The 11,323-nt window shown below is 70.7% G+C and carries 8 protein-coding genes and 1 pseudogene; 5 read left to right on the top strand and 4 right to left on the bottom strand.

The annotated features are described in order from the left end of the window. The 4 genes and pseudogenes from ACFU99_RS17830 to ACFU99_RS17815 all read left to right on the top strand — a co-directional run. A pseudogene (locus ACFU99_RS17830) lies at positions 1-2,004 on the top strand (hypothetical protein); the annotation flags it as partial. Between the two features lie 230 nt (positions 2,005-2,234). Further along, complete coding sequence (locus ACFU99_RS17825; protein WP_384392580.1) at positions 2,235-2,363, top strand: hypothetical protein; 129 nt, start codon at positions 2,235-2,237, stop codon at positions 2,361-2,363. A 45-nt stretch (positions 2,364-2,408) separates the two neighbouring features. Continuing rightward, positions 2,409-3,062: a TfuA-like protein gene (locus ACFU99_RS17820; RefSeq protein ID WP_384392577.1), complete on the top strand. Its 654-nt coding sequence runs from the start codon at positions 2,409-2,411 to the stop codon at positions 3,060-3,062. Then, the gene (locus ACFU99_RS17815) at positions 3,059-3,886 is read left to right on the top strand and encodes a hypothetical protein (protein WP_384392574.1); all 828 of its coding nucleotides are present in this window, start codon (positions 3,059-3,061) and stop codon (positions 3,884-3,886) included. The genes ACFU99_RS17820 and ACFU99_RS17815 overlap by 4 nt, the downstream gene beginning before the upstream one ends. On the opposite strand, the gene ACFU99_RS17810 is transcribed toward ACFU99_RS17815, so the two are convergent. Beyond that, the gene (locus ACFU99_RS17810) at positions 3,805-5,064 is read right to left on the bottom strand and encodes an MFS transporter (protein WP_384392571.1); all 1,260 of its coding nucleotides are present in this window, start codon (positions 5,062-5,064) and stop codon (positions 3,805-3,807) included. The genes ACFU99_RS17815 and ACFU99_RS17810 overlap by 82 nt on opposite strands. A 991-nt stretch (positions 5,065-6,055) precedes the next feature. On the opposite strand from ACFU99_RS17810, the gene ACFU99_RS17805 reads away from it, so the two are divergent. After that, positions 6,056-6,508: a peptidoglycan-binding protein gene (locus ACFU99_RS17805; RefSeq protein WP_384392569.1), complete on the top strand. Its 453-nt coding sequence runs from the start codon at positions 6,056-6,058 to the stop codon at positions 6,506-6,508. A 3-nt stretch (positions 6,509-6,511) separates the two neighbouring features. Here ACFU99_RS17805 and ACFU99_RS17800 read toward each other — a convergent pair whose 3' ends face one another. From ACFU99_RS17800 to ACFU99_RS17790, 3 genes are all read right to left on the bottom strand, one after another. After that, positions 6,512-7,141 carry a DUF6233 domain-containing protein gene (locus ACFU99_RS17800; protein ID WP_384392567.1) on the bottom strand — a complete coding sequence of 210 codons (630 nt, stop codon included), beginning with the start codon at positions 7,139-7,141 and terminating at the stop codon, positions 6,512-6,514. A 108-nt stretch (positions 7,142-7,249) separates the two neighbouring features. Then, positions 7,250-8,359, bottom strand: coding sequence for a hypothetical protein (locus ACFU99_RS17795; RefSeq protein WP_384392564.1), 1,110 nt, complete (start codon positions 8,357-8,359; stop codon positions 7,250-7,252). Then, positions 8,356-11,323, bottom strand: a 2,968-nt coding sequence (locus ACFU99_RS17790) for a DEAD/DEAH box helicase (RefSeq protein WP_384392561.1), incomplete at its 5' end; no start/stop codon positions are given. The genes ACFU99_RS17790 and ACFU99_RS17795, both read right to left, overlap by 4 nt.

The raw sequence follows: 11,323 nt of genomic DNA, 5'->3' as shown, positions 1-11,323 counted from the left end.
CGGACCCGACGCATCAACACCGCCCTGGCCGGACTGCTCGTCCTCGCCCTCATCGCCGCGGGAATCGCCTTCTGGCAACGCCAAGAGGCAGTCGCCGCTCAGCGCGAGGCACAGTCCCGCCAGCTGGCCGCCCAGTCCACCGTCCTCATCGGCACCAACCCTGACCTGGCCTCACTCCTGGCCGTCCAGGCCCACCGCATCAGCCCCACCAGCGAAGCAACGAGCAGCCTCTACGCGGCCGCCGCACTCGCCCCTCTCCGCAACCGCTTCGCCGGCAACGGCAGCACGGTGTTCTCGGTGGCGTTCAGCCCCGACGGCAAAACCCTCGCCACCGGCAGCAACGACGGCGTGGCGCGCCTGTGGGACACGACTGCTAGCGGAGCATCCAAACCACGCGCTGAACTCCACCACAACGGAGCGGTGAACTCGGTGGCGTTCAGTCCTGACAGCAAAACCCTCGCCACCGGCAGTTACGACGGCACGGTGCGCCTGTGGGATGCGACTGCTAGCGGAGCATCCAAACCACGCGCTGAACTCCACCACGACAACGAAAGGGTGAACTCGGTGGCGTTCAGTCCTGACAGCAAAACCCTCGCCACCGGCAGCTACGACGGCACGGTGCGCCTGTGGGATGCGACTGCTAGCGGAGCATCCAAACCACGCGCCGCACTTTCCGACACGGGCTGGGTGTATTCGGTGGCGTTCAGTCCTGACAGCAAAACCCTCGCCGCCGGCAGTGCCGACGGCACGGTGCGCCTGTGGGATGCGACTACCAACGGAACGTCCAAACCACGCGCCGAACTCCACCACGACAACGAAGCGGTGAACTCGGTGGCGTTCAGTCATGATGGCAAATCCCTCGCCACCGGCAGCAACGACGGCGTGGCGCGCCTGTGGGATGCAACTGATAAGGGAGTATTCAAACCTCGCGCCAATTTCCGTCACAACGGCCACGGTGTGCTCTCGGTGGTGTTCAGCCCTGACGGCAATGTCCTCGCCACCGGCGCTGAAGACGGTACGGCACGCCTATGGGATACGACGGCTAACGGAACATCCAAACCACGGACCAAACTCCCCGACAACTACAAATACGGAGTCTACGAGGATCGGGTGTACTCGATGGCGTTCAGCCCTGACGTTAAAAATTTCGCCATGAGCCGTGCCGACGGCACGGTGCGCCTGTGGGATACGACTGCTAGCGAAACATCCAAACCGCGCATCCTATTACCCTCCTCCTTCGACCGCGAAAATGCGGGGGGCCCGGTGGCGTTCAGCCCTGACGGTAAAACCCTCGCCGCCGGCAGCGAAGACGGCACGGTGCGCCTGTGGGATACGACTGCCAACGGGGCCTCCACATCACGAGTCAAGATCACCGGCAGCAGCGATTGGGTGTATTCGGTGGCGTTCAGTCCCGACAGTAAAACCCTCGCCGCCGGCAGTGCCGACGGTACGGTGCGCCTGTGGAATATGACGGCTAACGGAACATCCGAACCACGGACCAAACTCTCCGACAGCGGCCTGTTGAATTCGGTGGCGTTCAGTCCCGACGGCAAAACCCTCGCCGCCGGCAGTGCCGACGGCACGGTGCGCCTGTGGGATGCGACTGCTAGCGGAGCATCCAAACCACGCGTCCAACTCCCCGACAACGGCCTGGTGAATTCGGTGGCGTTCAGTCCCGACGGCAAAACCCTCGCCGCCGGCAGTGCCGACGGCACGGCGCGCCTGTGGGATGCGACTGCTAGCGGAACATCCAAACCACGCGCCGAACTCCACCACGACGGCATCTCGGTGTACTTGGTGGCATTCAGTTCTGACGGTAAAACCCTCGCCACCGGCAGTGCCGACGGCACGGCGCGCCTGTGGGCCCCAGTTCTTCCTGACGTCACCGAATCCATCAAACGCATCTGCCGAGCCGTTGACCGCGACTTCACCCCTGAGGAGCGTTCCACCTACCTGCGCGGCCAGACATCCGCGCCAGTCTGCCCAAGCCCATCAGGACACTGAAGTCTCTCCCCTTCAGTCCGAACCGTTCAGTCGCAGCGCGTACTACGTGATCGTTTCGACGAGATTCAGCCGGGCCTGTACACCAAGTTCAAAAATGCTGCCCTGACCGGACACCCCACCCCGGCATCGCATTCGCTACCGAGCCCACCACCACGATGAGGCCCCCGGCTCAAAGCCGCCGTGTTCAGCCACCTCGCCCCCTGCACCCGCCAGACGATCTGAGCCGTGTGGTGGCGACGCGACTGAAGTACGGGAAGCCGGCCAACGAGCACGTGTACCTGTTCACCAGCCTGGACGTCTTCGATGATGCTCGTACCGAGCTCGCCGCCTGGGCCGGAGGCCACCGAGCCCAGCGGTAGACCACGGGAGCGATCGCCAGAGCTATGGGAAACGATCTTCGATGCATGCGTATCAGGGCAGGTCACCCCATTCGTGAACTCCTGTCCGAGAGAGTCAAAGCTGTCGTATCAGGTCAGGAGCGGACGCCAGACCGGCCCGACGACGGGCGTGCACCACCGCGTACGACTCTGCGGAGGGGGCGCATCCGGACAACCTCCCTGCTGCCCGGCGCCGTCTGCCATCCGCCGGTCCGCCACGGCGACCTCCTCCAGCTGGCCGCCGGGCCCGGCGACACCGTCGTGATCATCGACGGGCTGTGGCACCAGTGCGCCCCCGTACGGCACAAGGAGATCCTCGTCCTGCTGGACAGCGGCGTCCGTGTCCTCGGCACCGCCAGCATGGGCGCGCTGCGGGCGGCCGAACTCGCCCCCTACGGCATGATCGGCATCGGCCGGATCTACGAGGACTTCCGCACCGGAGCCTTGGAGGCGGACGACGAGGTCGCCGTCCTGCACACCCCGGACGGCCGGGCCCTCACCGAAGCCCTGGTCAATCTGCGCACCGCCATACGGCGGGCCGCGGCCTCCGACCGGATCACCGACGCTCAGGCACGGGACCTTCAGGCGCTGGCCGTCAACTGCCCTACACCCGCCGGACTTGGGCCGCCCTGGCCCGCGCTGCCCGTACCGCCCATGTCTCCGGCGCCTTCGAAGCGGTGAACGCCTGGCGGCGGCGCCACCCGTACGACCTGAAAGGCGAGGACGCCGAACTCGCCCTGCGCCGCCTCGCAGCCGCCACCCCGCCGCTGCCCGATACCGCGGCGTGGCGCGACGAAGGATGGCGCACGAGCTTCGTCCGCTACTGGACCGCGGCCTTCCACCCCGACACCGCGGCCGACCGGATTCCCTTCCTCGCCCTCCTTCAGCACCAGCAGCTCTACGACCCCGGCTTCCCCGCCCGGTGGCGACGGCGCGTCCTGGCCGCCATCGCCGAACACTCCACCCCGGACGCGCCCGACCTGGAGCAACGGGCTCTGCGCACGGCCGCGCGGCACGGTCTGGAGGCCGCAGCCTTGGGCGCGCAGCAGCTCGCGTTCTGGCTCACCACGAAGGAAGTCCGTTCCCTGCCCGGCCCGGAACGGTTGCTGCGGATCATGGTGCGCTCCGCGCGTCTGGACGGAGCCTGGGACGTCTGGCCCGCCACCCGGGCCGAAGCCGGGGCCCTGCTCAACGCCGCGCTCGCCACTCCCGACGCCGTGGCCATCGCCTTCGGATGCAACGCGGCAGCCGAAGCCGACGACCCGCAGCACACCGTCGGGCACCTGCGCGCCGACCGGATCGGCCGGCACCTCCTCGACCGCTGGGGCCTGCCCCTCGACTCTGATCGAGCGGTACGCGACGCGGCAGCCCGCGACCGTGCGTTTCGTGACTTCCGCGGTGCCGTCGAGGTCGCGCGAGCCTTCTACCTGGGCGCCCGTTCCGCTGACGCGAGGACACCGGCCCCCACCGCCCTGCCGTCGGGGAGGGACAGGGCCCGTACCTGACCAAGCAGCAGCGGGGCAGCGGCCATGGCGACGATCACGACGGCCCCGGCCGCGAGCGTCGCCCGCACCCCGAACGCGTGGAAGAGCGGTCCCGCGAGGAGATAGGCCACCGGGACCGGGAGGATCTGCCCCAGAGTCGCGTACGACATCGTCCGGCTCATCCGGTCCACCGGAATGCGCTCCTGCACCAGGCTGGACCAGGTGGTCATGCTGACCGCCAGCCCCCCACCCGCCACAACAGCGGATGCCGCAAGCAGCGAAACCGGGACCACCAACGCCATCGCGCCCAGCGGGAACGCCAGCGAACCCAGCCCCGCACACACCACCCAGCCGACCCGCCTCGGCTTCCACAACAGGGCAACCGTCGACCCGCCCACCAGCCCGGCCGTAAACCCGGCGACGACCACACCCCACGCCCCCGCGCCGCCCAGGAACCGCAGCCCGAACACCGGCCCGAGCAACTGATACCCCACCAGCCACACCGGTACGACGCAGGCACCCTGGAGCACCATCACCCACAGCCAGCGCCGCGCCCAGAAATCCCGCCAGCCCTCCCGCAGATCCGCGACGAACCCCGACCGCACGCTCACCCGGCCGGCTCCCAGATCGATGCGCGCGCACAGCAGCGCCGCCGCCGCGAACGTCAGCGCATCCCAGCCGATCGCCCACCCCGGCCCCACCACGGCCACCAGCCCGCCGCCCAGCGCCGGACCGCCGACCTTCACCACGTTCTGCCCGATCTTCAACAGAGCGTTCGCGGCATGCCGTAACACAGACGGAACGACCTCCACCACGACCCCGCCGGCCGCCGGAGCGAAGAACGCCGACGCCGCCCCGCACACCGCCGACATCACCACCAGATGCCACACCTGCGCCGAACCGAACCACAGCAACAGCACGGCCACTGCCTCGGCGACCGCGCACACCACGTTGGACCACACCATCACCCGGGCCCGCGACCAGCGATCGGCCACCACGCCACCCAGCAGCAGGAGAAGGACCTGCGGCACCGTCCCGGCGGCGAGCACCAGCCCCAGCCCACCGGCACCACCACCGATATCCAGCACCGCGAACGCCAGCCCGATCGGCGCCACCGCCGACCCCGACCACGACAGCAGCCGCGCCGTGAAATGCAGCCGGAACGGACGGATACACAACGGAGCACCCGCGTCCCGCATCCGCCGCGACCAGGAGAGGCGGACTGGACCCGGACCGCGCACCGTAGGCAGCTTGCTCAGCGGACCGATCCTCTCCCAACGCCCGACACCGGAACCCCCACGCGCCCGAGCCCCACATCCTGCACCAACCGAAGACCCGCCGTCCGGCACTCCAGACCACCCGCGGCAAACGAACACCAACACGCGCATCGGCGACGGAGTTGGGGGAAGAACGGTGCAACTTCTGACCATGGAACTGAACTCGTGCTCAGATCCCTGCGACGACAGTCAAGGCGGGAGAAGCGTGAGGAAGCGATCCTTCGACAGGTCGTCGAGGAGAAGCAACGCCATGCCGTCTTTCCACCCGAAACAACTGGGATGAGCCCGAGCGGATACCACCGACGACGCCTCCGTGCGGGTGTGTACCGTGTTCGCATGCTTGCCCGCAACCCACCATCGGCAACAGTCAAGAAAGTGCAAAGCACTTCTTAAGTGGCAGGTCAGGAAGGGTCCTCCCCGCCGACGCGAGGGTGTTCCACTCAGGCGGAGTGGGAGCACATGGACGTCGTCGTCCTCCCCGCCGACGCGAGGGTGTTCCGCAGGTGGGCGCGCGTGGGCCGCCAGAGCCGTCGTCCTCCCCGCCGACGCGAGGGTGTTCCGCGCATCCCGCAGCTGCACCCGGCCCCGGCCCCGCCTACCACCACAGAGGCCGGTCGCCGATGCACCCCATACGCACGGTATGCGGCCCTGCTTCCTACCGTCCAGCGGTGCGGCGTCGAACTGCCACAGGCGCAACTCGGCTGGCGCCCAGCTGTTGTCGGCACAATCGCACTCCCCCGCACTCGATCCGCCGTGCACTGCGAACTAGTCATATCTCATGACCTCCTCCTTCCGAGAACTCTCGGATGTCTGAACTTCGCCTTTCAGTAGTTGGCCCAGGCCGATACCGCTACCTGCCGCCACGTGGATGACATGGATATAATCAAAAGCATCGGGAGGAATCAGTAGATATTTGCTCGGTATCCTCGGCGCCGGCGCGGCAGTTGCGGTGATGGCCGCCTCGCCGGCATTCGCGCGTGGGGCGGCCTTCTCCGGCGAGGGCTCACTTCTGGACGACTGGTGGAACGAGGAGATCGTGTCCGCCAGTCACCACGCCAAGGGAAACGTGACGGCGTTGTGGCAGCAGATCCTGTGGTCCGAGGGGGATCTCCCCGCAGCGGAGATCGACTGTGAGTTCGGGCCCAAGACCACGGCGGCATCCAAGAAGTGGCAAGCCGATCACGGGCTGAACGCGGACGGGCTCATCGGCAAGAACACCTGGAAGAAGGCCGCCACCGAGCATCTGACCGCGGCCAACGCCAGCGCGGCCCGGTATGATATCCGCTGGCCACCTGGAGTGCGGCGGCATGAAATTCGATCAGTGTGCACTGTCGCGCCCTGTCGCAAGCCCCTGACGGCCATCTAACTGTCAGGCTCCTTCAAGGAGAGGCGGCGCACTCGTACCCCTTTTGAGACGGTCGCCAGTTCCGCCAGTCCCGCGCTCACCCCGCGGCGGGACGTGTTCGCCAGTGCCGACCTGGGAGACCCTCACGGCAGCTGGCCGCGCCCGCCGCGTGGTTCGGGATAACGGCCGGCGCAGCGCTCGGTCGGGGCGGCACACGTCGCACAGATCGGCTTCGGCCGTGTGCAGCAGGCGGGCGGCTTCCTCGGTGGTGATGCGCTCCAGCGTGCTTCCGTGGGCCTGCCAGCAGTCGGCTCGGTGGAGGCGGCGGGAAGCGCCGCCGTTCATGTAGACGTGGAGCTTTTGGAGCACCCACTGGCGGCCGGCGACCGCGCCGGTGGTGGGGAGCGCCGAGTAGTCTTCCCCGGGGATCGGAGTGATATCGGCGGCGGCCACGGTGAACGCTACGGGTTCGGCCGTCGCCTCAAAATGGCCGTTGGGGCGTTCCTGGCGGCTCGGCAGGATAGCTTCGGCGTGGAACCACCAGCGGCCATCCTGGGTGCGCTCCCTGGAGGTGACGATCACGTCGAGCTGCTGGCCGTCGGGCAATGTGGCCCGCGCCCAAGGTCCTGCTCGCTCGCGCCATTCGCTGTGCATACCTCGATAATAAATCGAACTTCCGTGCGATAGCGAGGTGGCTCGTCACCGGTGCCGCCCCGTCTAACCGGAGCCAGCACACCGGGCCTCGTAGGGGCGGCGGGAAGGCTAGCGGGGTCGGGCGGCTTTGCGGGCGGCGCGGTAGGCCTGGGCGGGGTCGGTGGAGGGTCCGGGGACCGGGTGCCAGGTGCCGTACGGGGCGCGGTAGGGGTACCAGCGTCCGTCGGGTCCGTACCGCAGTTGGATGCCGGCGGCCGGGTCGGTGAGGCGGTTGTCCTCGCATTCGACGGTGGCGTGGGGGGCGGGGCGCAGGGGCTGGATGTCGGCCTGGGCGCGGGCGAGGATTTCGTGGTCGACGGCGTGTGGGTGGAGGTAGGCGGCGGCGCCGGCGGGGCCGCCGTGGGTGTGGGCGAGCGTGAGGTGGCCCATGGCGACGGTGCCGAGGCCGAGGTGGTCCATGGCGGCCTGGCGGTAGGGGATGCCGTGTTTCAGGGCGGTGAAGCGCGCGAGGTCGCTGTCGGTGTCGGGGCTCGGGGGTGTGTCGTGGCCGTGCAGGAGGGCTGCGGCGCGGTGGGCGGCGTCCGCGGCCAGTGCGGTGAGGGCGGGCAGGTCGGGCAAGGGTGCGGGCGGCGGGGGCGCGCCGGTGAGCGCCGGGCGTGCGTTCGTGAGGTCGAGGTCGGCCGGCTCGGGGATCGGCGGGGCGGTGCCCGTGGGGGTGGGGGGTGCGGGTGGGGGGTCGGCTGTTTCCGGGGCTGGGGTGGTCTCTTGTGTGCGCAGGCGTTTCTTGAGCTGTGGGTAGGGGCGTCCGCGGAGGGTGCACAGCAGGTCGGGGGCGGTGTGCAGGCGCTCGGTGAGCAGGAGTGCGAGGGCGGTGGAGTGGGCGCACGGGGTGGTGGTGCCGGGGGTGCAGGGGCAGGTGTGGGTGATCTCGTGCGGTGCGGGGGTCAGGGGGGTGCCGGCGGGGTCGGTGAGCTGGCCGGGGTTGGAGAGGAGGGCGGCTTCGATGCGGTCCCATTGCTGGTCGGGCAGGGGGGTGATGTGGAGGCGGGGGCGGGCGACGCGGCCGTGGAGCAGGGGGAATTTGCTGGTGGCGAAGCCCTGGTTGATGTTGAGCGGGGCGTCGTGGGCGGTGAGCAGATGCCGGGCGGCCTGCAGGGTCGCGGTGTCGGCGGCGGCGGTCAGGACGCGGGTCCACGCGCCGGCGGGGTGGGGGCTCATCGGTGGGCTTTCAGGGTGACGAGGTCGGCGAGTTCGCGGTCGGTGAGCTGGGCGAGGGCCCGGTCGCCGCCGGTGCGGATGGCGGAGGCCAGGGCGCTTTTGTGGGCGACGAGTTCGTCGATGCGGTCTTCGATGGTGTGTTCGGTGATCAGGCGGTGCACGGTGACGGTTTTCTGCTGGCCGAGGCGGTGGGCGCGGTCGGTCGCCTGGTCTTCGACCGCGGCATTCCACCAGCGGTCGAAGTGCACGACGTGGCCTGCGTGAGTGAGGTTCAGGCCGGTGCCGGCGGCTTTGCGGGAGAGGATCATCACCGGGTGCCGGCCGGCCTGGAACGCGTCGACCATGCGCTGGCGTTCGGGCAGGGGCGTCGCGCCGTGGAGGAAGAGCGGGTCGTAGCCGAGGTGGGTGAGGTGCTGGTGGAGCAGCCGGCCCATGGCCACGTAGCCGGTGAACAGGAGTGAGGCCTCCTCGCGCGTGCGGAGGGTGGCCAGCAGGTCCATCAGGGCGGCGGTTTTGGCGGAGCGGGCAGTGAACTGCTCCGCGTCCGCGAAGGCGGGGGGCTGTTCGCGCAGGTAGTGGGCGGGGTGGTTGGTGATCTGTTTCAGGGCGGTCAGCAGCTTGAAGACGAGGCCGCTGCGGGTGATGCCGCGGCTGGCCCGGATCTGCTGGAGGGTTTCGCGTACGAGGGCCTCGTAGAGGCCGGCCTGCTCCGTGGTGAGCTGGACGGGGTGCGACTGGTCGGTCTTGGCGGGGAGTTCCGGGGCGATTCCGGGGTCGGTTTTGCGGCGTTGCAGGAGGAACGGGGCGATGACGCGGGCGAGTTCGGCGGCCTGGGGGCCGTGCGGGTCCTTCTCGGCCGCGGTCGCCCACCGCGCCCTGAACGCCGTCAGCGTCCCGAACAGGGACGGGTTGGTCCAGTCCAGCAGCGCCCACAGTTCGGAGAGGTTGTTCTCGGTCGGCGTGCCGGTCAGGGCCAGGCGGGTGGCGGCGGGCAGGGCGCGCAGGTGCCGGGCGGTGGCGGAGGCGGGGTTGTTCGCATGCTGGGCTTCGTCGGCGATGACGAGCGGCCAGGGGCGGGCGGACAGGCGGGCCAGGTCCTGCCGGAGGATGCCGTACGTGGTGACGACCACCGTGGTGTCGGTGACGTCGTTGAGGGTGCGCTGGGGGCCGTGGTAGGCGATGACCCGCAGACCGGGGGTGAACCGGGCCGCTTCCCGCTGCCAGTTGGCCACCAGGGAGGCGGGGCAGAGCACCAGGACCGGGCCGGGGTGGTGCTGCTGGTGATGGAGGGTGAACGCGAGCGCGGTGAGGGTCTTGCCCAGGCCCATGTCGTCGGCGAGGACCGCGCCGAACCCCAGGCCGGCAGTGTGGGCGAGCCAGGTCAGGGCCCGCTGCTGGTAGTCGCGCAGCGTCGCGCGCAGCCCGGTCGGGGCGGCTACCGGTTGGTGATGGTGTTCGCCGCTGGTCAGGACGCCGATCATGTCGGCGAGCTGGCCGACGGGACGGCAGGGGACGGGGGTGTCGTCGACGGTGACGGTCCCGGTCAGCGCCGCGGTCAGGGCCTGTGTGCCGGGCAGTTGGCCCAGCAGGCGGTGGCGGGCCCGGCGGCGCAGCACGGGGTCGGCCAGCAGCCACTGGCCGCGGATGCGCACCAGGGGCCGGGCGGCCTCGGCGAGGGTGTCCATCTCCGCCTCGCTCAACGCCACGCCGTCCAGGGCGATCTGCCAGCGGAAGTCGAGCAGCGCGCTCACGCTGAACCGCGGCGCCGCCCCCGCGCCCGGCCGGCTGCCGGGTTGCGGCGCGGGTGGGGTGCCGATGACCGTGGCGCTGTGCAGCGCGGTGCGCAGTCGTCCGGGCCACACCACCCGCACGCCGGCTTCCGTGAGCTCGTCCTCCTGCTCCAGGAGGGCTTCGAGGGCCCCGGCGTGCAGCGTGCTGCGGCGGGGGGTCTCCTGCTGGGCGAGGCCGGCCAGGGCCGGGCACCGGCGCGCGGCCCGGCGCAGCGCGCGCCGTACCCGTGGCCGCACCGCGTCCGCCGGCTGGCCGGCCAGCGGGGCCGTCCCGGACCAGACCTCAGCGGCCGGTACCGGTGTTCCCTCTCCGGCGGGCGCCTCGACGGGGGCGAGGTGCAGGTCGGCGGTGAGGCGGCCCGCGGCGGCCTGCTCGTCGCTGGGGGCCGCGATGTGCAGGATCAGCTGCGGAGGCGGGCCGCCGTCCGCCTGGTCCTCGACCTCGTCCAGCCAGCCGCGTACCGCGCGCTCGGTCGCGGCGTCCACGGCGGAGGTGTCGGCGGCGGTCCAGGGGCTGGGGCCGAAGAGGGCGGCGGCCGGGGTGCGCACCAGTGCGTCGGCGAGCGCGTCGCCGCACACGGTCAGGGCCTGGCGGGCCGGCAGCGGGGACGGGAGCGCGTCGGGGGGTGCGGCGGCGGCGAGGGCGGTCAGGGCGTGCTCGGCGGCCGGGGGGATCGGGCCGACGCGCCACACCGCCCGGCCGCCTGCGGCGCCGTCGGCGTAGGCGGGGTAGATCAGCCGGGCGGCGAGGAGCTGGAGGGTGATGTGCAGGGCGCGCTGCCAGAACAGCGCGGTCGGGCTCGCGTCCGCGAGGGGCCGGCGCAGGACGGGCACGGCGTCCAGGAGCGGGATGCTCCAGCCGGCCGTGCCGCCAGGGCGGCCGGCGGTCAGCGGGGCGGGCAGCCCGGTCATGGGCAGCGCCCGCCGGCCGTTGTCGTGCACCCACCAGGCGGGCGGTTCCCCGGGGGCGGCGGGCATCAGGACGACGTCGCTGCCGGCGGCGACGGCGTCCCGCAGCAGGGCGTGCGCCGGCCGGTCCCCCACCTCCAGCGCGGCGCGCTGCGGCGCTGCGGCTGCCGGGCTCGGCACCGGATCGGCGGCCTCCTGCTCCCCGCGCGGCGGCGGAACGGCCTCGGAGCGGCCGGCGGGCGCGGCCGGGGATGTGCCGGATCGG

The sequence above is a fragment of the Streptomyces sp. NPDC057654 genome, from assembly GCF_042800135.1.
Lineage (GTDB): Bacteria > Actinomycetota > Actinomycetes > Streptomycetales > Streptomycetaceae > Streptomyces.
This window is presented reverse-complemented; position numbering and strand designations above follow the sequence as displayed.